The sequence below is a fragment of the Paenibacillus sp. DCT19 genome, from assembly GCF_003268635.1.
In the GTDB taxonomy this organism is placed as follows: Bacteria; Bacillota; Bacilli; order Paenibacillales; family Paenibacillaceae; genus Paenibacillus.
Window position 1 is genome coordinate 453,646 of the sequence record NZ_CP029639.1, and the last position, 21,983, is coordinate 475,628.

Annotated in this window: 25 protein-coding genes, 1 pseudogene and 1 riboswitch; of the genes and pseudogenes, 16 read left to right on the forward strand and 10 right to left on the reverse strand. The window is 45.0% G+C overall.

Features of this window, described 5'->3' with window-relative positions:
* Positions 1 to 105: 105 nt before the first annotated feature.
* From DMB88_RS02090 to nfsA, 3 genes are all read left to right on the forward strand, one after another.
* The gene (locus DMB88_RS02090) at positions 106 to 1,266 is read left to right on the forward strand and encodes a YhgE/Pip domain-containing protein (protein ID WP_128100009.1); all 1,161 of its coding nucleotides are present in this window, start codon (positions 106 to 108) and stop codon (positions 1,264 to 1,266) included.
* A 219-nt stretch (positions 1,267 to 1,485) separates the two neighbouring features.
* Positions 1,486 to 2,082 carry a TetR family transcriptional regulator gene (locus tag DMB88_RS02095; RefSeq protein WP_128100010.1) on the forward strand — a complete coding sequence of 199 codons (597 nt, stop codon included), beginning with the start codon at positions 1,486 to 1,488 and terminating at the stop codon, positions 2,080 to 2,082.
* On the forward strand, positions 2,075 to 2,818 hold the full coding sequence (gene nfsA / locus DMB88_RS02100) for an oxygen-insensitive NADPH nitroreductase (protein ID WP_128100011.1): 744 nt from the start codon (positions 2,075 to 2,077) through the stop codon (positions 2,816 to 2,818). Before DMB88_RS02095 ends, nfsA begins: the two co-directional genes overlap by 8 nt.
* Before the next feature lie 87 nt (positions 2,819 to 2,905).
* Here the strand turns inward: nfsA and DMB88_RS02105 are convergent, their stop codons facing one another.
* The 6 genes from DMB88_RS02105 to DMB88_RS02130 form a co-directional block, all read right to left on the reverse strand.
* Complete coding sequence (locus DMB88_RS02105) at positions 2,906 to 3,724, reverse strand: TatD family hydrolase (RefSeq protein ID WP_128100012.1); 819 nt, start codon at positions 3,722 to 3,724, stop codon at positions 2,906 to 2,908.
* A gap of 147 nt (positions 3,725 to 3,871) precedes the next feature.
* Positions 3,872 to 4,795, reverse strand: a complete 924-nt coding sequence (locus tag DMB88_RS02110) for an ABC transporter ATP-binding protein (RefSeq protein WP_128100013.1) — start codon at positions 4,793 to 4,795, stop codon at positions 3,872 to 3,874.
* A 42-nt stretch (positions 4,796 to 4,837) separates the two neighbouring features.
* Complete coding sequence (locus DMB88_RS02115; RefSeq protein ID WP_128100014.1) at positions 4,838 to 5,596, reverse strand: ABC transporter permease; 759 nt, start codon at positions 5,594 to 5,596, stop codon at positions 4,838 to 4,840.
* Positions 5,596 to 5,889 (reverse strand): thiamine-binding protein, encoded by a 294-nt coding sequence (locus DMB88_RS02120; RefSeq protein ID WP_056703822.1) that lies wholly within the window; start codon positions 5,887 to 5,889, stop codon positions 5,596 to 5,598. The genes DMB88_RS02115 and DMB88_RS02120 overlap by 1 nt, the downstream gene beginning before the upstream one ends.
* A 223-nt stretch (positions 5,890 to 6,112) precedes the next feature.
* The gene (locus tag DMB88_RS02125; RefSeq protein ID WP_174715263.1) at positions 6,113 to 7,153 is read right to left on the reverse strand and encodes an ABC transporter substrate-binding protein; all 1,041 of its coding nucleotides are present in this window, start codon (positions 7,151 to 7,153) and stop codon (positions 6,113 to 6,115) included.
* Between the two features lie 213 nt (positions 7,154 to 7,366).
* A riboswitch (TPP riboswitch) is annotated at positions 7,367 to 7,478 on the reverse strand.
* Positions 7,479 to 7,636: 158 nt separating this feature from the next.
* A complete protein-coding gene (locus tag DMB88_RS02130; RefSeq protein WP_128100016.1) occupies positions 7,637 to 8,023 on the reverse strand; it encodes a VOC family protein in 387 nt (128 codons plus the stop codon).
* Positions 8,024 to 8,250: 227 nt separating this feature from the next.
* Between DMB88_RS02130 and DMB88_RS02135 the strand changes: the two genes are divergently transcribed.
* From DMB88_RS02135 to DMB88_RS02155, 5 genes are all read left to right on the forward strand, one after another.
* Positions 8,251 to 8,733: a DUF2798 domain-containing protein gene (locus DMB88_RS02135; RefSeq protein ID WP_128100017.1), complete on the forward strand. Its 483-nt coding sequence runs from the start codon at positions 8,251 to 8,253 to the stop codon at positions 8,731 to 8,733.
* Positions 8,734 to 8,862: 129 nt separating this feature from the next.
* Positions 8,863 to 9,492, forward strand: a complete 630-nt coding sequence (locus DMB88_RS02140) for a hypothetical protein (RefSeq protein WP_128100018.1) — start codon at positions 8,863 to 8,865, stop codon at positions 9,490 to 9,492.
* A gap of 293 nt (positions 9,493 to 9,785) precedes the next feature.
* Positions 9,786 to 11,084, forward strand: a complete 1,299-nt coding sequence (serS, locus tag DMB88_RS02145) for a serine--tRNA ligase (RefSeq protein ID WP_128100019.1) — start codon at positions 9,786 to 9,788, stop codon at positions 11,082 to 11,084.
* 274 nt (positions 11,085 to 11,358) lie between these two features.
* On the forward strand, positions 11,359 to 12,210 hold the full coding sequence (locus DMB88_RS02150) for an aldo/keto reductase (protein WP_128100020.1): 852 nt from the start codon (positions 11,359 to 11,361) through the stop codon (positions 12,208 to 12,210).
* Positions 12,211 to 12,259: 49 nt separating this feature from the next.
* Complete coding sequence (locus DMB88_RS02155) at positions 12,260 to 12,733, forward strand: HIT family protein (protein WP_128104267.1); 474 nt, start codon at positions 12,260 to 12,262, stop codon at positions 12,731 to 12,733.
* A gap of 25 nt (positions 12,734 to 12,758) precedes the next feature.
* Here the strand turns inward: DMB88_RS02155 and DMB88_RS31850 are convergent, their stop codons facing one another.
* The 4 genes from DMB88_RS31850 to DMB88_RS02170 all read right to left on the reverse strand — a co-directional run bounded on the left by DMB88_RS31850 (position 12,759) and on the right by DMB88_RS02170 (position 15,731).
* Positions 12,759 to 13,223 carry a GyrI-like domain-containing protein gene (locus DMB88_RS31850; protein ID WP_368028294.1) on the reverse strand — a complete coding sequence of 155 codons (465 nt, stop codon included), beginning with the start codon at positions 13,221 to 13,223 and terminating at the stop codon, positions 12,759 to 12,761.
* A 14-nt stretch (positions 13,224 to 13,237) separates the two neighbouring features.
* On the reverse strand, positions 13,238 to 13,603 hold the full coding sequence (locus DMB88_RS31855; RefSeq protein ID WP_368028295.1) for a helix-turn-helix domain-containing protein: 366 nt from the start codon (positions 13,601 to 13,603) through the stop codon (positions 13,238 to 13,240).
* A 149-nt stretch (positions 13,604 to 13,752) separates the two neighbouring features.
* The gene (locus DMB88_RS02165; protein ID WP_128100021.1) at positions 13,753 to 14,385 is read right to left on the reverse strand and encodes a hypothetical protein; all 633 of its coding nucleotides are present in this window, start codon (positions 14,383 to 14,385) and stop codon (positions 13,753 to 13,755) included.
* Between the two features lie 326 nt (positions 14,386 to 14,711).
* Positions 14,712 to 15,731 carry an alpha/beta fold hydrolase gene (locus DMB88_RS02170; RefSeq protein ID WP_128104268.1) on the reverse strand — a complete coding sequence of 340 codons (1,020 nt, stop codon included), beginning with the start codon at positions 15,729 to 15,731 and terminating at the stop codon, positions 14,712 to 14,714.
* Between the two features lie 143 nt (positions 15,732 to 15,874).
* Here DMB88_RS02170 and DMB88_RS02175 point away from each other — a divergent pair, with 143 nt between their 5' ends.
* The 8 genes and pseudogenes from DMB88_RS02175 to DMB88_RS02210 all read left to right on the forward strand — a co-directional run bounded on the left by DMB88_RS02175 (position 15,875) and on the right by DMB88_RS02210 (position 21,912).
* Positions 15,875 to 16,783, forward strand: a complete 909-nt coding sequence (locus tag DMB88_RS02175; protein WP_128100022.1) for a LysR family transcriptional regulator — start codon at positions 15,875 to 15,877, stop codon at positions 16,781 to 16,783.
* Between the two features lie 142 nt (positions 16,784 to 16,925).
* The gene (locus DMB88_RS02180; RefSeq protein WP_128100023.1) at positions 16,926 to 18,032 is read left to right on the forward strand and encodes an Ig-like domain-containing protein; all 1,107 of its coding nucleotides are present in this window, start codon (positions 16,926 to 16,928) and stop codon (positions 18,030 to 18,032) included.
* A 337-nt stretch (positions 18,033 to 18,369) separates the two neighbouring features.
* Entirely contained in the window at positions 18,370 to 18,759 is a 390-nt protein-coding gene (locus tag DMB88_RS02185) for a ribosomal maturation YjgA family protein (RefSeq protein ID WP_128100024.1), read from the forward strand.
* Positions 18,760 to 18,821: 62 nt separating this feature from the next.
* Positions 18,822 to 19,379 carry a GNAT family N-acetyltransferase gene (locus DMB88_RS02190; protein ID WP_164848582.1) on the forward strand — a complete coding sequence of 186 codons (558 nt, stop codon included), beginning with the start codon at positions 18,822 to 18,824 and terminating at the stop codon, positions 19,377 to 19,379.
* An 82-nt stretch (positions 19,380 to 19,461) separates the two neighbouring features.
* Positions 19,462 to 19,791, forward strand: a complete 330-nt coding sequence (locus tag DMB88_RS02195; RefSeq protein ID WP_128100026.1) for a DUF952 domain-containing protein — start codon at positions 19,462 to 19,464, stop codon at positions 19,789 to 19,791.
* A 113-nt stretch (positions 19,792 to 19,904) separates the two neighbouring features.
* A pseudogene (locus tag DMB88_RS02200) lies at positions 19,905 to 20,485 on the forward strand (DUF1572 family protein).
* Complete coding sequence (locus DMB88_RS02205; RefSeq protein ID WP_128100027.1) at positions 20,482 to 21,075, forward strand: histidine phosphatase family protein; 594 nt, start codon at positions 20,482 to 20,484, stop codon at positions 21,073 to 21,075. Before DMB88_RS02200 ends, DMB88_RS02205 begins: the two are co-directional and overlap by 4 nt.
* Complete coding sequence (locus DMB88_RS02210) at positions 21,076 to 21,912, forward strand: DUF2785 domain-containing protein (protein WP_128100028.1); 837 nt, start codon at positions 21,076 to 21,078, stop codon at positions 21,910 to 21,912.
* The last annotated feature ends 71 nt before the right edge of the window (positions 21,913 to 21,983 follow it).

Below are 21,983 nucleotides of genomic sequence, written 5' to 3' on the forward strand. Positions count from 1 at the left end.
TTCCATTGACAATAATGACATATACACTTAAAATTTAAACATTCGTTTGATTCAAACAAATGTTTATATCAAATTCGAACTACTTTGCAATGGAGGATAAGATCTATGGTACAGGCTTTACGCGTTTTGTTTAAAAAACCACCAGTGATTGTTGGAATCGTGACGGCACTTATGTTCCAAGTGATTTTTAGCATCATCTGGATGACTGCATATTCAGGAGTTAATGATCGCACGAACGAGCTTACCGTTGCGATTGTGAACGAGGATGGAGAACTATCTCAAGGAATTGCCGATCGATTGGCAGAGACGTTACCGTTTCATACCGTATCTAATCTAAGTTCGGAAGAAGCAATGGATCAGCTTAATCACCACCAAGTTCATATGGTACTCGGCATTCCGGCTGGCTTTAATGAATTGCTTCAAACGGCTGGATCAACAGCCGAGATTAAGTACACAATTAATGAAGCTAATCCAGTGACGATCAAAAGCATGATGCAAGGTGTATCACAGTCCGTAACCAACACAATTAACAAGCAGGCTACTGCTCAAGGTGTGCAAACTGTGTTAACCGCAACAGGGACACCAGCAGATCAAGCTGCTAATGTGGCGACTAACCTGACTTCCCGTGTGGAAGGCGTAACAACGTCCATCAACCCGGTGAACGGAATGAATAATCAGATGGTACCGATGATGATGGTGCTGGCATCTTATGTTGGAGCTATGATCATGGGGATGAATCTGCAAACGGCTATGGGGATGTTGTCCGCAACGTTCTCTCGCTGGACGCTATTCGGTGCAAGAATTGTCATTAACGTAGGTTCAGCCTTGGTTGTATCCTTACTCGGATCTTCACTTATCGTTGCGCTTGGCGGACAGATTGAACAAGGATTTGTTGCATTCTGGTTATTCCAAGCCTTGTTCCTCTGCACGTTCATGTTCTTCTCGCAGTTCTTCTTGATTTGCTTCGGACCTGCAGGAAGCTTGTTCAATGTTATCTCGCTATCCTTGCAGCTTGTATCTTCCGGAGCGATGGTACCACGTGAATTGCTGAATGGATTCTATAGTGGTGTGGGTCAATTTTTACCAGCTACTTATGCGGTTCAAGGTATCTTGAGTGCTCAACTGGGTGGCCCAGGAATTCAGTCTGCTGCAGGTTCAATCGTTCTTATTCTGGCGATTGTCGTTGCACTCTCGCTGCTGGTTACCTTTGTGAAGAAACAGCGTGTACCCGCAGGTGCACCAAGCCCAGCACCATCTAACGCTTAATACCTAAGGCTATACAGATGGAGCTACACTGTATACTTACGTCAAGCCCCCATTGATTGCCGATGGGGGGCTTGGTGTAATAGTAGATGGAGGATACAACTTCACATATGCCATCCTAATGGCTATGCCTTGCGCTTTGTTGCACAAACTTTCATAATAGATAATTATGTATAATTTCATTAAACATTTACAAGAGAACGGATTAGAGGAGCGAACGGAATGACGGAACCGGAATTGGACATTAAAACGAGGATATTGCTTGCAGCCAAGAAGCTTTTTGCCGGTCAGGGGTATGATGGGACAAGTGTTCGTCAAATCTGTGATGAAGCGGGAGCGAATGTGTCCCTGGTCTCTTATCACTTTGGCGGCAAGGAGAAGGTGTTTGAGGCATTATTTGAACACTTTTTCCCTGGTCAGATGCTGAATGAGCTGGCTGCAGAATCCATGTCCCCCGTGGAAGGTGTCCGCCGAATTGTTGGTCAAGTTGTGAAGTTTACGATGACAGATACCGAGATGAGCGACATTGTGCAGCTTGAAATCACGCTGAGGACACATCGCACGCCGACGGTCTTTCGTTTCCTGGATCCGATCTGGACGAAGGTAAGAGATCTACTGCAAGAAGGTAAAGATCAGGGTATTTTTCGTATTGAATCCGTGTCATATGCCACATTACAGGTGATGGGTGCAACTTTGGCGCATAAACGAGCCAAAAATTCACGTTTTCTGGCCGATTATCAGGGAATAACTACAGAGGAACTTGCTGAGCAAACGATTGAATTTGTACTTCGAGGATTAGGAGTGACTAACCATGAATGAAACGATTGAATTAATGATGAAGCACCGCTCTGTACGGAAATTCAAGGCAGATCCCGTAAGTGAGGAACAGTTGGCAACGATCATTGCAGCTGGACAGATGGCTTCTTCCTCCAGCAGTGTGCAGGCGTATAGCGTAATTGCGGTAACGGATTCGGACATAAAATCGAAGCTTGCTGAGCTGGCAGGAAACCAGGCTTACGTGAACGAATGTCCTGTTTTCCTGGTATGGTGCGCAGACCTCTTCCGACTGAAGGATGCGGCGAAGCAGCATACGCCAGACAAGGAAAGCTATGCGGATTCGACAGAAAACTTTATGGTCGCTACCATTGATGTGGCGCTAGCATCACAGAACGCAGCCCTTGCAGCCGAATCACTCGGCTATGGCATTGTCTATATCGGTGGAATTCGCACACGGATTGAGGAAGTTTCTGAGCTGCTAGGACTACCCGAAGGCGTATATCCGGTCTATGGCATGTGTATTGGTGTTGCCGATCAGGAGACAGGCATTCGTCCGCGCTTACCACTAGAGGCTGTTCTTCATCAGAATGAGTATAATGCCGAGCAGACACTTGAAGGCATGGCGCAGTATGATGAGACCACGATAGCCTACATGAATGAACGGACGCAGGGCGCAAACAAGACACCTTGGTCTGTATCGATGGCCAAACGTCTCACAGAGCCAGTGCGCTTGCAGATGAAGCCTTTCTTGGAGGGCAAAGGGTTCATGAAGCGTTAATGTGTGCGGGCAAATTGTATAGTTGATCGTTGATGATTCAAAAGGTCAGTTAGGCTTCATGCCTGACTGACCTTTTCCTGTATAAGCTTATTGTGATGATAGTGGCAAACCGTAGAACCGTTTGGCATTCTGGTAGAAAAGACGTGCAGCGCGTTCGAGGCTCATGCCCATGACCTCGCACCAACTCTGAATGACTTGCTTTGTCATCGCGGGATGAGTCATCTGCCCTTGCAAAGGACCTTCGAAAGGCCAAGGGCCATCGGTCTCAGCCATGACCTGCTCCGATGGATACTGTCTTGCTAGTTCACGGATCTCTTCCTCATACATAATATCAGGGGTGAAGGAGACGAAATAACCGTTGTCTGCCATCCGTGCAATCGTTTGGCGTGAGCCTTTGAACCAGTGGAAATGGGCACGACGGAACTGATACTTTTCAAGCAGATTACAGGCGATATCAGCATCTTCATAGACGGCATGAAGCACGAGAGGTTTGTTGTACTGCTTCGCGAGCTGAATGAACTGTTCCAGCAATTCAATATAACCGCTCTGATCCCATGTTTTCCCTGCTTGTTCCGCTTCTTGTCTGCTGTAATAGGGTAAGCCCACCTCTCCAATGGCTACGGCTTGTCCTATATGCTGCTTGATCCAGCCAAGGAGCAGATGGAGATCGCCTGCAGAAGGGAGCGGTTGCTCTGGGTGGTAGCCAAAGGCAGGAAATACCGTACGTGGGTTATGCTTGGCAAGTTCCAGATTGGCCTGGCAGGAATCCATATTCATGGAGACCGCAATGAGGGCTTCAACTTGCTGGGAGGAGAGAGATTGCAGTATAGACTGTTGTTGCGTTGTTGTATATTGATCCAAGTGGATATGGGCATCAATTAACGGTGCTATAGCACGAGTATTCATAGTTCCCTCCTTATGATTAATGGTTTAACTATTCATGGTACGCAGTATATTCTATGTCGGATCACCCATATTAGGCGAAAAAATACATTTTTACACGGCTCGCTTACCGCTCTGATGAACTCACTACAATAGCTCTAAAAACCCGCGCTATATAGATAGGCGGGCTTTGTGCTGTTCTTCTCTCATCCACTGTGAAATTTGGCGTTTGCGTTCAAGAAAGGCAGAATCCTCCGTCACCGATTCACGTCGTGGACGATCAAATGGAACAATAACCTCTTGCAGCACGGTTGCTGGGCGATTGGATAGAACATACACCCGATCCGCTAGCAGAAGAGCTTCCTCAATGTTGTGTGTAATGAATAACACTGAGCGGCGGTTCTGTTCCCAGATCTCCAGCAGCCAGCGCTGCATATCACTGCGGGTCAAGGCATCAAGCGCACTGAAAGGCTCATCAAGCAGCATAAGCTCTTGTGGACTGAGTAACGCACGTAGGAAAGCAACACGCTGCTGCATCCCTCCTGAGAGCATATGTGGATAAGCACGCTCGAAGCCAGCTAGACCAACACTCGCCAACCATTTGCGTGCTTCAGCAATCGCTTCTGTTAGGGGTGGAGCTGTCTTCGATACTTCGCCTGCTAACACCACATTATCTTCAATGGTTCGCCAAGGCAGGAGAGCGGGTTGTTGCGGCATGTAACTGATTTTGCCACGTTGTCCGGTAACGTCATGCCCTTGCATGAGAATTCGTCCAGCCTGCGGCTTGAGCAAACCGCCGATGATATGAAAAAGGGTGCTTTTGCCACAGCCGGATGGGCCAACAATGGCTACAAATTCGCCTTGTCCCACCGTTAGGGACAGATTATCCAATACAGATAATGTTTTGCGCCGCTCGCGATATGAAGCATGAACCTGCGTAACCTCAAGTGCTGGAGAGACTTGAGTAGTCCCTTTTGTTACTGATGTAGAATCGGGCGGTTGCAGGGTTGTCTGTGTCGTTATATTTTCATTGGTTACGTGTTTATTCGTTGGGTTATCGGAAAGGTAATCGTGTTTGTTCCGTTCGTCTCTCATCCCGGTTTCACATCCTTGCCACATGGTTTTCCAGTGTCAGTATTAACGTTTTTGTGGTCGCCAGCGCACGAGCAGCTTCTCTAGTAGCGCGATCAGCAGGAAGAGCAGTAGACTGAGCGCCACAATAATCATGATGGCTACAAATAGTCGATCTGTTCGATATGCAGACTTCTGTAACATCATATAGTATCCGATGCCCTTATCTGCTCCGATCCATTCTGCAATAATGGCACCCATCACACTATATGTAGCGGCTATTTTGATTCCAGAGAAGACTGAGGGCAGCGCGTGCGGAAGCTCCAGTTTCCAGAACAGCTGTCCACGTTTGGCGCCAGCCATACGCATATAGTTCATCATCATGGCATCTGTACGGGTTAATCCATCCATGGCGGCTACGGCAACAGGGAAGAAGCAGACCAGAATGATGGTAATTAATTTGGGCAGTAATCCGAATCCGAACCAGATCAGCAAAAGCGGTGCTAGCGCGATGGTCGGGATGTTCTGGCTTAGGATAAGCAACGGATAGAGCGCGGACTTTAGAAATGGGATCAAGTGAAGCACCATGGCAATCAGCAGTCCCACCAACGTTCCTGCGGCGAATCCGATGAGTGTTAACTGGATCGTCGCCCATGCATGCATACCAAGCCGATCCGCCTGTGAAGCTGCTTCACGAGCGATGTCCGAAGGGGCAGGCAGCATCCATTTTTCAATGTGAAATAGCGAGACCGCTCCTTGCCATATCGCAATAAAGAGAATAACCGCCACAAGGGGCGGCCATACGCTTTTGAAATAGGAGTGCATCAGCGATATTTCTCCGTAAGTTTATCCATGCTGAAGCCGGCACCGCCGCTATGGGCGATTTTGATCTGGGAGATGATGCTAGGGCTACCGGCGTCCACAAGTGCTTCATGCATTTTGCGAACGACGTCTAGCAGCTCCTCCAGCTCACCTTCCATCGTTGTTTCTAGAGGATTGACCTGATATTTCACACCCGATTGTTGAATGACTTCAATAGCGCGATCCACATACGGATATGAATCCTCACCATTTGGCGTCTTCGGGATGACTTGAATACTGAGTAACGTGCTTGCCATGGAGTTCACGGCTCCTTTCGAAATATATAAAATGAACGAACAACTGTTACACTTGCCACTTCGATGACAGAATAACCTTCCAATCGCTGTTATCCCCAGATTTTTTTGATTCCCTTTCTCTAAAGGGAAAATCCGGTGATAAAGGCGACCGCTTCGCTTTTTCACGTTATTTCTGTCCTCTCCGTTCTCGTGTAAATATTATGTTCATTTTATATGAGAGATTTTATTGGGGTAAAAAGTCGTTCGTATATGCCTTGCTCACATCGATCTGTTCATCCAGCAGTTTCTTGCTGAACATCCAGTCCGTATAGTTCTGCCATACTTCCTGTTTCTGTTCGCCCCAGCGTGGTGCATCATCTGTGTATTTCGGGCTTAACCACTTCTGGCTTGCTATTACAAGATCCTTATCCAGATCCGGTACGGCTTTGATCAGAATATTAGCGGCGTCTTCGGGATGATCAATCGCATACTGATACCCTTCGGATGTAGCTTTCATGAACGCTTTAACCAGTTCAGGATCGTTCTGAATCGTGGTTTCATTCGTTACCAATACAGGCGTGTAATAATCGAGTGCTTCGGAGTAGTCTTTGACATACAACATGTCGATCGGCTCTCCGCGAAGCTCAGCCTCAATCCCAGTCCACGCATAGAAGATCCAGGCAAAATCAATATCTCGTTTCACGGCAGTGAAGAAGTCCGCGTCGCCCATGTTAATGTTTTTCACTTTGGACACGTCAGCGCCTTCGCCCTCCATAATGGATTGCATGACTGCTTCCTCCACTGGGGAGCCCCAGCCTCCATAGGTTTTACCTTCGAAGTCTTTCGGGGATTTAATGTTCCGATCCGTCGGTGCTGCAAATCCAGATGTATTATGCTGAATAACCGCAGCAATGGAGACGAGCGGTACACCTTGGGTACGCGCCTGAGTTACACTTTCCTGATAACTTACACCAAAAGGTACTTCATTCGAAGCGACCATCGTGTCAGCGCCGCCCGCACCAGGCTGCACAATCTCCACGTTTAAACCCTCGGCTTCGTAGAATCCTTGATCTACTGCTGCATATAAGCCGGTATGGTTCGTATTCGGTGTCCAGTCCAGTACAACTTTAACGTCTCGGAGTGCTACGTTATCACCTTCACTGCTGTTCTCGGTGTTGGTACCTCCGTTAGATTGGGCAGGGCCAGCTTCCTTGCTTCCGCAAGCCGTGATTGCAATCAAGGTTACGCATAGGAGCAACAAGCCGATCATTTTACGCCATCTCATCTTCATTCTCTCCTTCATGTGGTCCGCCTAAATGGCGAGGGTTCTCCTTGGCTTCATATCCAAGCATCGTGCATAAATCAGCAGAATTATACCGGCTATGATCTGGATGTCTTTTTTATGTAATGAGATATGCAAAAGAACATAAAAAAAGCGCCCCGGATTCCGGGACGCGTGCAGGCGTTAGAGAAGTAGCGCGCAGCGATATAGCTGGGCCTATTCGATATACTCCGATTCCTACGCTGGCATGATCCAGATCAGGTCTAAGGGTTAGTATCTTGTGGGATACACTCTCAGCCGGCCAATTCCGACTCCCCTGGGAAACTATGAAGTTAAGGGTATTACTAGGTGTAATTATAGGGCAGTGGGCAGAACGTGTCCAGTCATGAACTGGAATATCGGATGATGGATCTCACGAAGTGGATGTAAAGCAATCATAGATGCTGTCTGTGCGCCAATCGGGATCATGGATAGATCGGTTTACCTTTAACGCTGAAAGAATTCAATCCATTCCTTCTCTGGGCCATAGATGAAGAAGTAACGATAACCGTTCGGTAATGTGATAATCTCCCCATCGATAAATTCGGCGTCCGTCGCTTGTATACGCTGATATTCAGCATCAAGATCCTCCACGTGAATCGCAAAATGATGCACAGTTCCTTCGGAGGGAAGTTTGTCGCTATATCCCTGAATCAGTTCAATTTCAGTTTCATCACTGCCATTGAATCCGAGGAAAGCAAGTTGGATCACACCATTGGTATGGGTAACGCGGTCTTTCAGCTCAAGCCCAACGATCTCGGTATAGAAGCAAAGCGTCGTCTCTAGATCACGGACAGCGATACCGATGTGGTCGATACGTTTTTGAAAGCTCATTGTATAGTAATCCTCCTAACTGATTCGTGAATATGGTTTACATTTTAAGGAGTATGATAGGGGTATAAATCCGGGTTGTCAAATAGGAAAAAAGAGTTTATCTAGATGAAATGTTCTATATTTCAACATAAACATATAGGTATCTTATTAATGTTCACAAAGTGTTCACTTATGTGACCCTATTCCTCATCTCTATAATTGTCCAAGTAGAAGAAAGGATGAGAGAATTGCCAACAACCAAGAAAGAACATACGTATTTTGGATTGATGATGTGCACAGGAATGGTCGTTGTTATGATGACTTTCAATTTACTGTACAACGGACTAATGGGGAGCATGTCTCTACTTGAAATCCTATTTCAATTCGTCCTGTGTTTTATTGTAGCTTTTGTGGTGGAAAGCTTTATCGTTGGGCCGGTGGCTCAGAAAATTGCCTTTGCGTTGCTATTCAACAAATCGAATAAGGTGATCGGCGTTTTGATGATTTCAGTGTGCATGGTCGTGGGCATGGTGTTGATGATGTCGATGTATGGGATGCTTACGGCGTATCTTGCCAATCAATTGAACGGAAAGCCTCTCGTAGAAACGTATCTTCACACCATACTCCGGAACTTTAGCCTGGCGCTACCGTTACAGTTGCTCATCATTGGGCCGCTTGTTCGATATGTATTCGGTAAATTCATAAAAGCTAAAGGGAACGTAACCCCTTAGTTAATACAGAAGCCTAATTGACTTTGTGATTCCATATGTTCATTGAGTGTAGAGACAGAATGAATCCTGTATTAATTGGAAAATAGAGGAGAAAAGTGTTAATATTTTTGCCATCAAGAATTTTAACAGGTGGTGAAGAAACTGAAGCAAATATTACTGATTATTGTAGCCCTGTTGTTGATTACTGGGTGTAGAGATCAACAGGATGGAGAAGAATACGTTAACACTTCTTCTGATTCTAGTACCAGTTTTACTCAACTGGATAGCGAATCAGAAATCAAAGCTGAAAATTTGCAAGAGCTAGTGGCTGTGGGTCTGGAGAAGAGATTAAACAGGGAAGAAAATTCTGAAAATATCACTATTGATGTCCCTTACGATGAAGGAAGTTCTATCTTTGCAACATACTATCTCAACCAAGAGCCGGTAACAGAGGTGGGGATGATACAAGCTGTAAAGCATGAGAACGAATATATATTGCAAAATATAGATCTTAGCCCTATAGATAAACAGGCACCCTTTTGGTTAGCTAAATTTGTAGGCACGACGATGGATGGAAAGAGTAATTTTAGGGTCAACTACGGTTACATTAATGATCCTTCGATAAACGAAATTCGAATTCAATACTCCAACGTCACAATGCACGGCATGTCAATGGATGATCGCAAGACATTTCTGGATGTAACAACAGATGAGAAGATGATCGAGACATCCGTTCAGGGAATAGATGGGGATAACAACCTGGTTTATAAGTATGATTAAAAATGTAAACATTAAGCCAGTATCGCTTGCATTTAAACGTAGCTTTTGTATATACTGTTAATCAACAATTACAGATCGGAACATGCCGTTGAAGAGCATCCAACTCGGAGGCGTTTTCGCCAGGGGAGCGATATTTCCCCAAGTTAACCGGAACCGCCCGTTATCGCGGACCAAGCGGCTGGAGCAGTGAATGAACTGCTTCGGCAAGTTGGGTGGCACCGCGAGCAGAGCGCTCCTCGTCCCAAGGGATGAGGGCGCTCTTTGTATTTTTACAGCCAAAGGAGACGGTGACCATGCTTGAAATGAAGTGGATCAGAGCGCATGCAGAAGAGGTGCAGGCGGCGGCAGATGGAAAGAAAATCAATATTAACATTCAAGAACTGTTAGAGCGAGACGAGGAACGCAGAGCGTTATTGCAGGAAATTGAAGAAGGACGCAGAGTGCGTAACGCGTTGTCGGCAGATATTGGCAGGATGATGCAAGCAGGTCAGCGTGAGCAGGCAGAGGGGCTGCGAAGCGAGGTAAAACAACGGAATGAGCAGTTGGAACAGCTCAAAGTTAAGCTTGAAGCGATTCAAGAGGAATTTACGCGTATGCAGTGGCTCGTGCCCAATGTTGTATCGCCAGACACACCTGTAGGTACTTCGGATGCGGACAATGTAGAGCTACGCCGTGTGGGTGAAATCCCGACTTTTGAGTATAGCATGAAGGATCATGTGGAATTGGGCGAGATGCATGACCTAATTGACATTGTGCGTGGGGTGAAAATCGGTGGAACACGCAGCTATGTGCTAAAGGGAGCAGGGGCACTACTTCACCGCGCCGTGCAACAGCTTGCGCTCGATCTGCTCTTGAAGCAGGGATTCACACCGCTAGAGGTGCCGCTCATGGTAAGGGAAGATGCTCTACTCAACACAGGGTTTTTCCCAACAGGACGAGATCAAGTGTATGAGCTTACCGGTGAGAACAAGTGGCTGGTCGGTACTTCGGAGGTTCCGCTCGTGTCCTATTATGCAGATGAAGTTGTGAATGTGGAACAACCTGTGAAGCTGGCTGCTGTATCGACGTGCTTCCGCAGTGAGGTGGGATCGGGAGGACGGGACGTGCGCGGATTGTATCGTGTACACCAATTTGCCAAGGTGGAGCAGGTGATTCTCTGCGCTCCAGATGCGGCAGAGTCGGAACGGATGTTACAGGAGATTACAGGACACGCTGAGCAATTGCTGCAACTGTTAGAGCTTCCTTATCGTGTTGTAGCGGTATGTACCGGGGATATGGGGCAGAAGACGTATAAGCAGTATGATATTGAGACATGGATGCCTAGCCGGGAAGCGTACGGTGAGACACATTCTTCGTCGAATCTGCATGACTTCCAAGCACGTCGTTCGAATATTCGTTGTCGTGATGCAGAAGGGAAGCTGGTATATTGCCATACCCTAAACAATACAGCTGTGGCTTCGCCTCGTATTCTCATTCCGTTGCTGGAGAATCATCAGCAGGCTGATGGAAGCATTCGAATTCCGGATGCGCTCCAGCCATATATGGGCGGGGCTGAGTTTATTGCACTGCCACATCTAGCGGAAGAAGAGTAAGACGTGAATTTTAATGTTGGTATGCATATGAAAGAGTCGGATTAGAAATGCAATGCAATAACTCCTATATCGCAATGTCCTTAAGGTAATAAACTTAATGACATTGCTTATCGTAGGGGTTCTTTTTTATATAACTAGATATCCATGAAGGAGCATCAGTATATTTCTGGAATATATTATTAATCGAAATTACTGAGATAGGGAGTGTATAGGATGGACAAGCATTACGACAACCTGCTGTTAGCTTTTGAAGAAGCAGTAGGAGGTTTTGTTCATGCGATATCGTAAGCTAGGGAATACAGGGATAGACATTCCGGTGATTGGTCAAGGGACGTGGAAGTTTGGTGAAGATCCGAGGAAAGAAAGAGATGAAGTGAAGGCATTGCGTCATGGCATCCAACATGGACTTACCCTAATTGATACTGCAGAAGAGTACGGAGATGGGGGTGCCGAGAAAGTGGTTGGTCGTGCCATTCATGATGTCAGAAGTAAGGTATTCCTAGTCACTAAAGTATCAGCCAAGCATTGTTCTTATCAAGGTGTGCTTAGAGCGGCAGAGGAAAGTTTAGATCGTTTGAGAACGGATTACATAGATCTTTATTTGCAGCATTGGCCAAGCCCACACTACAAAGTTGCTGAGACGATGGAGGCTATGTCGGAACTCGTGAGTAGAGGAATAGTCAAACATGTAGGTGTTAGTAATTTTACGCTCGATTTGATGAAAGAGGCACAGTACCATTTAGGCGAAATACCGTTGGTATGTAATCAATTAGCTTATCATTTACATGATCGAAGAATTGAGAAGGAAATACTACCTTTTTCTATAGAGAACAGTGTAACCATTATGGGATATTCACCTTTTGGTTTTGCTCCATCTAAATTTGGTAATAAAGGATTCCCACAAGTGGGTTCCGCAGAGAGAAAGATACTCGATACCATCGGAGATAACTATGGCGTAACCGCATATCAGGTTGCAATGAACTGGATTTTAAGGCAGGAAGGTATAGTTACCATCCCCAAAGCGGCGAGTATACAGCATATAAATGATAATTTGAGAGCTCTAGATTGGGAGTTAGAGGAGGCGGACTTAGCAAAAATCGAGAAATCCTTTCCGCTGATGGGCTAGGCTATAGCTAACTACCTGTAATACATATGATAGGAGTGGAATGGAATTGATGACAGCATCATTCTCACATAGACCCGAAGGATACGAATGTCCATTTTGTTGTATATGGGGTATCGCTGGGTCTAATCAGGGAACGAAACAAAGGGATATCATCTATCAGAACGAAAAGGTAACGGCATTTATAGCGAGTAAATGGTGGCCCAACAATAAGGGGCATGTGCTTATCATTCCTAATCAACACTTTGAAAATATCTTTGACCTTACTGCCGTTTATGCTGCTGCAATCCACCGCGTGGCTCAGCTTACAGCACTTGCCATGAAGAATACATATGGATGTGATGGGATTTCTACGCGGCAACATAATGAACCTGCTGGCAATCAAGACGTATGGCATTATCACCTGCATGTCTACCCTAGATATGCGGACGATCAATTGTATCTATCACAAGGTGCTAATTCTGATCCAGAAGAACGTGCTCTTTATGCTGACAAGCTGCGTTCTTGGATCGATGAAAACTCGTAGAATCTAAGGAGAATACATCAACACATCATTTAATGGGTATCCAGATTTGAGGTGGTTGATTAGGACCGGGGTAGACCTCGAATTCGGGAATACCAGCATGTTCATAAGGGTTGGAGGGGAACCATTCTGTGATGATCTGTTTCCACAGAGCCTGCATACTTGCCGGCATCGGTCCTTGCACTTCAAATACGCACCATTTGGAAGCGGGAATTAGAAGCGTCGATAATCCTTCGGGTACTTCTCCATCGTATGAGGTAGCAATCCAGTATTCCATTTGTTTCTCATGAATCTCGTTCTGATCCACACAGACACCAAGAATGCCTTGAATCAATCCGTTATTTAATTGAAACAAGCGATCCTCAGCTCCACTGTGATATGCATCTTGCCACATCGTAGAGATTCCAGACAGGTGTTCCCCGTTTATATACGAAAAGGATTGTTGGATTCCTACCACCGAAAATTCATCATGTTCTACCATCTTATAATTCATGGGTTCTGCTCCTTTTAAGCTAAGCTGAATAACCAAGCGGTTATACGCCTTGATTGAAATCTTATTTCGACGGGCTTCACTAGGGGGAAGCCATGTTGTCTGCGAAAAGCTTTGGAAAATGACTCCGGCGTGTCATAACCGTACTTGAACGCTAAATCAATGATTTTGCCATCGCTTTGTAGAAGCTCATATGCTGCTAATATTAATCGTCTCCGCCTAATATATTCTGCAATCGTAACATCAGCTAATAAGGAAAATGTACGTTGAAAATGAAAGAGAGACAGGTTGGTTTCAGCCGCAATTTGTTCTATGGTCATGTCCTCAAGCAGATGATCTTCAATATATTGAATAGCTGTTTGTAAGGGCTGAATCCATTTCATGTTGTGATCACTCCTTGATGCATATCATACAGGATTGTTGCTTCAGCAGCCTGTCTTTTTCTGCTTTCATTTGTCCGTTTGTATGTATGGTTTCTTCAATAAGACAAGTTTAATGAAAATCGGAGAGGTTGTTACCCTGCTCATTATGCTTAAGAAAACTGCCAAAAACCTGCAATGGGATGTTCAATCTCCGTTCCTGCTTTGGCGAAAATATATAGTGAACCAAAATAAAAAGGATAACTGCCATCCGCTTGAATCAATGTTTCAGGATAACCATCTTCATCTACTTGGACAAAGAATGAAAGTGACTCTTCCTTAAGTTTGGCAAAATAATAGTCTTCATTTTGAATCAGTCTTGGGTTGCCTCCCACTTTAATTAAAAAGGGTCGATCCATTGATTTTTCATCATTGCATAGTTGGCCATCTGAGATGATGTGTTTGATAAGATTTGAATTAGCAAAGGTATTATTCGTGCTTTCCGCTGAAATGGGATGCTCAATCACCTTGACCGCGCAGTTTGGATAAATGTTGTTCTCCAAATGCTTATCACGATCTTCTGGGATAAAAATTGAAATCATGCTATCTGGTTTAAAGGGATGGTTGAGACTTAGATAGAAAACATACTTTTGGTCGTGTTCGTGGATGAAGTTGGATGGATCGTCAAATAAAACGGGCGCATTCCCGCCAATCCAGCCTGCTCCGTGTTCGTTGGTTAGATCCAAATCCGCGTAATAAAGGATACAATCTGATCTCTCGATTAAAATATTTGTTTTGTTCTCCATCCTTCGGTGCAACTCCTCTCAAAAACTAACATTACCGTCACAGCTGTGATAAAAATAGTGTTGCTGAACTGAATAGTGCTGGTTCGAATTCGTATAGTTATTATTTTATTATAATGAACGCTCGCAAACGAAGCGACTTCTCTCGAATGAATTCAGAGAGAAGTCGCCAGTTAAGCTTTTTTATATTGTGCAGCAGGATTCTTCCCCGTTCATGTCTTGCTTCGCTTTATTGGATGTTACCGAATACACGATCACTGGGTTGAAAAAAGAGGTCAAATCAGTTCATCCTGGTGACCTCACATACGATTCTTTAGGCTGATGACATTCTATTTGTTTGTGCTAAGCGACAACAAGTGTTTCAGATTATCATCGATAAATTGATTGTCGGCACTGTTGATGCCGCGACCGGCAAAGTGACCCCAGATGGATGGGATCGGGTTAAAGGTAGCATGAGGGATACGTGCAGCCTCATATTCATTATCGTCTGCTGTACAGAAGAGATCGGTGCTCCCTGGCATGATGAAGGCAAGGGCTTGTATACTCTTAAGCGCTCGTTCAAAATCTCCGTTATAGGAAGGGTTGGCACTAATATCTGCATGCTGACCTGTCCATAACATGGTCAGAACATTATGCGGATCCATATTCATAAAGCTATTTTCCCAGACACCAGCTACAAAATCCTCCAATGTGTCAAATCCCATCTCACGATAAAGCTCTTCTCTATAAAATGCATGGGATAGTCCCCATCCTGCATACACCCGACCAACGGCACGCATGTCTGTAGAGGTTAGCTGGTTTAGTTTGCTTGAGTCGAAGCCAACGGCAGATAGCAGTGAAGATTTTACCCCTTCCAGCACCACATATGTGTGAGGCCAAGGTTTGGCGATGCCTCCGAAAGGTGCAATTCGTTCGACCATCTCCGGGTAACTTGCACCCCATTGAAATGCCTGAATGCCGCCCATGGACCACCCAACGACAAGAGCAACTTTTTGAATACCGAATTTGTCAGTCAGCAGCTGGTGCTGGAATTGAACGTTGTCATAAATGGTTACCTGTGGGAAGTTAGCCCGATCGAATGGAGGCGGCGTATTACTTGGAGACGAAGATAGCCCATTGCCCAGCAAATTGGGAACGATAATAAAGTATTTCTCGGGATCGAGTGCCATCCCGCTGCCAATGAGCCATTCATTCTGAATATGCTGATCTCCAAAAGCCGTTGGATAGACAATAACATTATCCTTTTGTTCATTTAATTTTCCGTATGTTTTATAAGCAAGAAAGGCATTTGGTAACGTCACTCCTGATTGTAAAAGTACATCACCCAAATTATAAATTTCATAGTCCATCATGGATTCGCTCCCTTCAAAATGAAGACCACATGTTCACTGTGATCTCTTGTGCTCAGTATAGAGCCGTGATACTCTCAATAAAAGTGAATAGAATTCAAGATAGTATTCAATAAAATTGAAAGATAAGGGAGAAGCATCAGATGGAATTGCGTCAACTGAATACGTTTTGCACGGTTGCAACAACTTTGAATTTCACACGTGCAGCAGAAGTGCTGAGCTACGTTCCTTCCAATGTCACGATGCAAATTAAAGCATTGGAAGATGAGTTGGGTGTGCGCCTCTTTGATCGGTTGGGTAAGCAACTCGCGCTCACAACTGCGGGGAAACGGTTTTTAACACACGCCCAAGGCATTCTTGAGAAAATGGACGAAGCTCGCAGTGTTGTTCATGATAATGAAAAACTAAGTGGTACCTTAACGATAAGTGCGAATGAGGTTATTTGCTCCTATCGGCTTCCGCCAGTTTTCCAAAGGTTTCGTTCGCAACATCCCGGCGTTCGTCTGATCTTTCGCTCCGTTCCGAATCAAGAACTTAAGCAAACGTTATTCGAGGGAACGACAGATATCGTGTATATGCTGGATGAACCTATTCGCTCAAAGGGACTTGTGGTTGAATCACTTGTGGAAGAAAATTTCCGTTTGTTAGCGGCTCCAGATCACCCTCTCGTTAAGCGAGCTGTGCTGCAGTTAGAAGATTTTCATGAAGAAGTATTCCTGACGAATGAAAAGGGGTGTCCATATCGAACGATGTTTGATCGTTCATTTGAGAAAGAGGGCATGGATAGCATCACATATCTGGAGTTTCAAAGTGCTGAAGCCATTAAACAATGTGCGATCTCAGGCATAGGTATCGGATTTCTTCCCGAAATCGTCGTGCAAGCTGAAGTTGAGCGCGGGGAACTTGTTGTTCTTCCATGGCAAATTCCGGACTTACAGGTGCACACACAAATGTTGTGGCATAAGGACAAGTGGCTTTCACCGATCATGCTATCTTTTATTGAAGCAACAAGAGATGTTTTTCGTTCACAGATGAAGGAAGAAGAAGTATAGTCTCCTAGGTTAAAAAAGAAGAAAATGTCGATTTTAAATTTAGATGCTGCTCTTAGTTATATTACAATTCACTTTTGTGCATATCAATTCCGATATACTATAATAGAAGTAAAATACTGGATAGTAGGAGGATGAAAAGTTCATGATTAGTATGAAACAGGCACTTCGCGGAGCACTCGCTCTAGTTCTTGTATTCGGGGTGCTAGCACCAACACTAGTCTTTGCCGCCACAGGAGATGTCACTTCGATTGAGATCACCAATGAGAGCCCGCAGAAAATGAGTGTATCTGAGACGGCTACGCTTCAGGTTATGGCCGTCATTGAAGGTTTTGATAATAAACAGGATGTGACAGAGGGAGTTACGTGGTCAACCAGCAATGCAGCCGTTGTAACGATTGCAAAGGGGAAAGTGAAGGCTGTATCAGCCGGAGAAGCAACGATCTTTGCACAGCTCGATGGAGCGAAGGCTCAATTGGTTGTTCAGGTTCAGGATAAGATTAAGAGCATCAAGGCTTCGCCTACCTCCTATAGTTTTGTCAAAGGTAGTGAAGGTACACTGCCGAAAGTAACGATTACCCGTGCGAATGGCAAGTCAGAAGACGTCACTTCGGAGATTGTATGGACAGTTTCCAGCTCGTCGGCTGTGTTGGAAGACGGGAAGATCAGAGGTATTACACCTGGTCGCGTATTATTACAAGGGAAGTACGGTTCAACAACGGTGAAAGTACCGGTTGCCATCACGGATGTGATTACGAAGATCGATGTAACACCGAAGGCATTACAGCTCAACATCAAGAAGTCGAAGGCATTGAAAGTAGTTGGTACATATGCGAATGGCAAAACAATCAATCTTTCGAAACAGGTGATCTGGACCTCTTCTAATAATGGTGTAGCTACAGTTAAAAATGGTACCGTTAAGACGTTGACTGAAGGACAAGCAACCTTGACAGGAACGTATCAAGATCAGACAATCACTGTAGAGGTTACTGTCGTACCTTTGCTCAAAAAATTGATTACAGGGCAGAAAAAACTGGTGTTATCTCCGCAAGGAAGCACGACACTCAGCTTGATGGCTCAGTATGATACGGGCAAAATGACTGTCGTAACCAACAGTGCAGTATGGACCAGCACTAAGCCTGGTGTAGCGACGGTTACAAACGGGAAGATTCAAGCGGTATCCAAGGGCAAAACCTCCATTGTAGCAAAATGGGGAAACAAAAAAGTGAGCATACCTGTTACGGTAAAATAATCTCAGAACTACAACACGGGTCTGTAATATGATATGTATCTGGTGACAAATAGCGTTATATATGTAATATTTATACAAAAGAAAAGAGGCAGGGAGCGTAGATTATACGCTCCTTTCTTGTAACCTTTATCAGAATCGCAAGGATCGGATGTGATCGTTTGAAAGGTTCCATTATAAGTTCAGAGTGCAATTCGAATGATGTGGCTTATCTTCGATATCTCCTGTTATCGATTCTCTCGGCACTGACTTTTCAGATGAGTGACAAGATTGAAGGGATGAAACATCGTGCCTATACCAAGTACCTTGAAGGGTATCGATTGAAGAGTAAGCAGATCCAATGAGAAGCAGACTTGTCTATTTCATAGCAACGATCATCACGATGGGACTAGGTCTTGCTTCGCGTCATTATGGAGATCAGTTACCCAAGTGGGTGAGTGAACATGCAGGAGATGCACTGTGGGCAGGCATGATTTATTTTGGTGTACGCATGGTATGGCTTAGGCGTAGTAAAGTATGGACAGCGATGATTAGTTTGCTGTTCTGCTGGATGATCGAATTCTCACAATTGATTCAGACACCATGGTTGATTGAGATTCGTTCAACGTTGTTAGGTGCACTTATTTTGGGCCATGGTTTCCTTGTGGTTGATCTCATTCGTTATGCTGCTGGAATTCTGTGTGTGTATATGTTGGATCGTTATTTCCCGAGCAATATCAATCGCATGTAAGATGGTGAAGCAGGTATTTAGAAATAGGTGCCGATAAAGGTATCGATAAGGAGATGCTGTTGATGAATGTGGATAAGCTGTTTAGTGAATCCCCGGAATTTGAGACAGAGCGATTGTTACTAAGACGTCTCACAATGAATGATGTTGATGAGTATTTCCAATTTGCTTCCGATCCACGTGTGAGTCAACAGAGCTTGTGGAACAGCCACGAGACGGTTGAGGACTCGGTTCATTATATTCAACGCGTCTTGGACAACTATGAGCGTAGAACAGTTTATATATGGGCTTTTGTTTGGAAAGAGACAGGTCAACTGATTGGTAGAGGCGGGATCTTTGATCTGAATGAGTCTATGCATAGTGCTGAGCTAGGATATGCTATATCTAGTTTATATTGGAATCAGGGTGTTGCATCTGAAGCGATGCAGCCGATTGTACATTATTGTTTTGAAGAGCTTGACTGCAATCGTCTAGGTGGTAGATGCAATGCAGGTAATATAGGATCTGCACGTGTGATGGAGAAGATTGGCATGTCATATGAAGGAATACTGCGTAAGCAATTGAAAATCAAAGGTGTCTTCACCGATCAGAAAATATACTCCCGCATTCGGGATGATCTATAATACATGAATGACGGATCGAACTTGTAATGTTATAACATTGGTTTTGCATTGAACTTTACATATGAATTCAGGAGGTATAACGATGATCTACAGTATCATATCCCGCTCCACTTGGGAGCAACTATCGGGGGAGAGCTTCTATGCTCCTGACAGCTTGAATACAGATGGTTTCATTCATTGTTCTACGAAAGAGCAGATTCCGTGGGTAGCTGGGCAATATTATGAAGGACGTACCGATCTGCTCCTGCTTGGTATTAATGAGAAAGTATTACAGGCAGAGTTAGTATATGAGGATTTGTATAACTTAAACGAACTTTTCCCACATATCTATGGTCAGCTTAATCTGGATGCCGTGCAAAAGGTTCTCGATTTTAGCCCAAATGAAGATGGATCATTTTCTTTTCCGGAATAGTGAGGTAACTTCTGATTCTAATCATGTAGGAACCTTAACAGGAAGAGCTTCATCATCTGGTCGTAATGTGGAAATTGAAATTAACATTCTCATATCAGGAAAGGTGTGATGTTATGGATCTCAATCTAAGCTTTCTGGAGACTGCCGAGAAACAATTTTTATATTACAAACAGCTCGGGGATAAGGCCATGGCGCAACTTGAGACGGAGCAACTATTTCAATCCTGGAATGAAGATACAAACAGCGTTGCTGTGATAGTAAAGCATCTATGGGGAATATGTTATCCCGTTGGACAGATGTATTAACGACAGATGGCGAGAAAGCGTGGCGGGAACGTGATGCTGAATTTATCAACGATCTATCTAGCCGGGAGGAATTGCTGGACAAATGGGAGGAAGGTTGGAGCTGTTTGCTGAGCGCCATTCGTTCATTCACACCTGATCAATTATCCCATATCATCTACATTCGTAATGAGGGCCATACCGTCATGGAGGCAATCATCCGCCAGCTAGCACATTATCCGTATCATGTTGGACAGATGGTTTATGTCGCCAAAATGCTCAAAGAGACGTCATGGGATAGCTTATCCATTCCGCGAAATGGGTCTACCCTCTATAATGGCGACAAATTCGCCAAGCCTAAGATGACAAAGCATTTTACAGACGAGGAACTTAACAGGGAGGAACCAAAATGACACAATTAACTCTAATTCGCCATGGGAGTACGGCTTGGAATAAAGAGAAGCGATCACAGGGACAGACGGACAATCCGCTGGATCAAGAAGGCAGAGAACAGGCGGTATTGCTTGCCGCAAGGCTTAGCACAGATTCATGGGATGCGATCTACGCCAGTGATCTGGAACGTGCCAGTGAGACAGCCCGAATCATCGGTGATCGACTAGGTATCAAGGAGATTCATCTCGATCCACGTCTACGTGAAATGGGCGGAGGTCAGGTTGAAGGAACAACAGAAGAGGAGCGAGTGTCACGGTGGGGCGCAGATTGGAGCAGCCTAGAATTGGGGAGAGAGACAGCCGATGCGGGAACGTCACGTGGTATGGAGGTCATTGAAGAAATCTGCCGCAAGCATCCTCATGATCGAGTACTTGTCGTTAGTCACGGAGCGATACTCCGTAATACCCTTAGAGGATTGCTGCCTGAACTTGATGTAAGTGTTAAGCTGTCTAATACTTCGGTTACCCGCATCGAAAAGAACACAGAGGCTTGGGGTTGTGAGTTGTACAACTGCAGCGTGCATCTGAATACATCTGAAGGAACGCGATAGATGGAAGCTGCAGCGCTGAAAGAACAGTTGCAACTTTTCCGGAGGAACGATACATCGCCTTCTGATATTGAGAACCCATATGAAGTGGCATGGCATATGTTACGACATATTGGCAACACCGATCCGGTTCTGCGGGACGAACTGATCTATGTTACGTTTGCAACTTGGATTGCGCATGGTGTGTTCTCTGCTGACCAGCTGAGAGAAATATTGCATATAGCGATAGATGATGAGCATCTCTTCTATCGTCTGGGCGAGCAGGGGACGGACAGTGTGTTTACAAGAACATTTTCGGTGTTGTTATTGCCCCCTATTCTTAGCATGGATCGGCAAAGTCCTTTTCTAAACAAAACAGATATCGATCGTGTACAGGAACGTTTGGTTGCGTACTTGAAGGAAGAGAAGGATATTCGAGGGTACGTCGAGGATAAGGGATGGGCACATGCTCCAGCTCATGGTGCAGATGCCGCCGAGGATCTCGCGCAATCGTCTGATATCGATCGATCTGGCTTAAAGGAGCTAATGGCAGCACTCGCTGTGAAAATAATGGAGTCTAGTACAGTGTACATCTATGATGAGGATCAGCGAATTGCGCATGCCGTCGTAGCGATTCTCCGCCGTAACCTGTTGGAGCTAAGCGAAATTACGAGTTGGATCGATTCTCTTCAACGTTCAGATTCTAGGGGAATCCAGACACTGCAAGAGACCAGCCAGCAGGCGATGAATGTACGAGTCTTTCTGCAAACTCTATATTTTATGATCCGTACAGAAGAGGCAGAGCCGTTTACATTTGTTCGTCACGAAATGATAAAGGTTATTGATAAAGCTCGCCTTTGATGCGATATGCCTTCCGGCATGATTTGCATCCAATATGGATTCAAGCTGAAAGGTGATGACTAATCTGGGGT

Bases quoted from the DNA above. Each gene is read 5' to 3' on its own strand.
- DMB88_RS02195 (WP_128100026.1), top strand. From the start codon at position 19,462: ATGATCTACAGTATCATATCCCGCTCCACTTGGGAGCAACTATCGGGG.
- DMB88_RS31850 (WP_368028294.1), bottom strand. From the start codon at position 13,223: ATGAATTATAAGATGGTAGAACATGATGAATTTTCGGTGGTAGGAATC.
- DMB88_RS02115 (WP_128100014.1), bottom strand. From the start codon at position 5,596: ATGCACTCCTATTTCAAAAGCGTATGGCCGCCCCTTGTGGCGGTTATT.
- DMB88_RS02150 (WP_128100020.1), top strand. From the start codon at position 11,359: ATGCGATATCGTAAGCTAGGGAATACAGGGATAGACATTCCGGTGATT.
- DMB88_RS02105 (WP_128100012.1), bottom strand. From the start codon at position 3,724: ATGAATACTCGTGCTATAGCACCGTTAATTGATGCCCATATCCACTTG.
- DMB88_RS02180 (WP_128100023.1), top strand. From the start codon at position 16,926: ATGATTAGTATGAAACAGGCACTTCGCGGAGCACTCGCTCTAGTTCTT.
- DMB88_RS02090 (WP_128100009.1), top strand. From the start codon at position 106: ATGGTACAGGCTTTACGCGTTTTGTTTAAAAAACCACCAGTGATTGTT.
- DMB88_RS02120 (WP_056703822.1), bottom strand. From the start codon at position 5,889: ATGGCAAGCACGTTACTCAGTATTCAAGTCATCCCGAAGACGCCAAAT.
- DMB88_RS02175 (WP_128100022.1), top strand. From the start codon at position 15,875: ATGGAATTGCGTCAACTGAATACGTTTTGCACGGTTGCAACAACTTTG.
- DMB88_RS02185 (WP_128100024.1), top strand. From the start codon at position 18,370: ATGAGAAGCAGACTTGTCTATTTCATAGCAACGATCATCACGATGGGA.
- nfsA (WP_128100011.1), top strand. From the start codon at position 2,075: ATGAATGAAACGATTGAATTAATGATGAAGCACCGCTCTGTACGGAAA.
- DMB88_RS31855 (WP_368028295.1), bottom strand. From the start codon at position 13,603: ATGAAATGGATTCAGCCCTTACAAACAGCTATTCAATATATTGAAGAT.
- DMB88_RS02170 (WP_128104268.1), bottom strand. From the start codon at position 15,731: ATGGACTATGAAATTTATAATTTGGGTGATGTACTTTTACAATCAGGA.
- DMB88_RS02165 (WP_128100021.1), bottom strand. From the start codon at position 14,385: ATGGAGAACAAAACAAATATTTTAATCGAGAGATCAGATTGTATCCTT.
- DMB88_RS02210 (WP_128100028.1), top strand. From the start codon at position 21,076: ATGGAAGCTGCAGCGCTGAAAGAACAGTTGCAACTTTTCCGGAGGAAC.
- DMB88_RS02155 (WP_128104267.1), top strand. From the start codon at position 12,260: ATGACAGCATCATTCTCACATAGACCCGAAGGATACGAATGTCCATTT.
- DMB88_RS02190 (WP_164848582.1), top strand. From the start codon at position 18,822: ATGAATGTGGATAAGCTGTTTAGTGAATCCCCGGAATTTGAGACAGAG.
- DMB88_RS02130 (WP_128100016.1), bottom strand. From the start codon at position 8,023: ATGAGCTTTCAAAAACGTATCGACCACATCGGTATCGCTGTCCGTGAT.
- DMB88_RS02125 (WP_174715263.1), bottom strand. From the start codon at position 7,153: ATGAGATGGCGTAAAATGATCGGCTTGTTGCTCCTATGCGTAACCTTG.
- DMB88_RS02095 (WP_128100010.1), top strand. From the start codon at position 1,486: ATGACGGAACCGGAATTGGACATTAAAACGAGGATATTGCTTGCAGCC.
- serS (WP_128100019.1), top strand. From the start codon at position 9,786: ATGCTTGAAATGAAGTGGATCAGAGCGCATGCAGAAGAGGTGCAGGCG.
- DMB88_RS02205 (WP_128100027.1), top strand. From the start codon at position 20,482: ATGACACAATTAACTCTAATTCGCCATGGGAGTACGGCTTGGAATAAA.
- DMB88_RS02110 (WP_128100013.1), bottom strand. From the start codon at position 4,795: ATGAGAGACGAACGGAACAAACACGATTACCTTTCCGATAACCCAACG.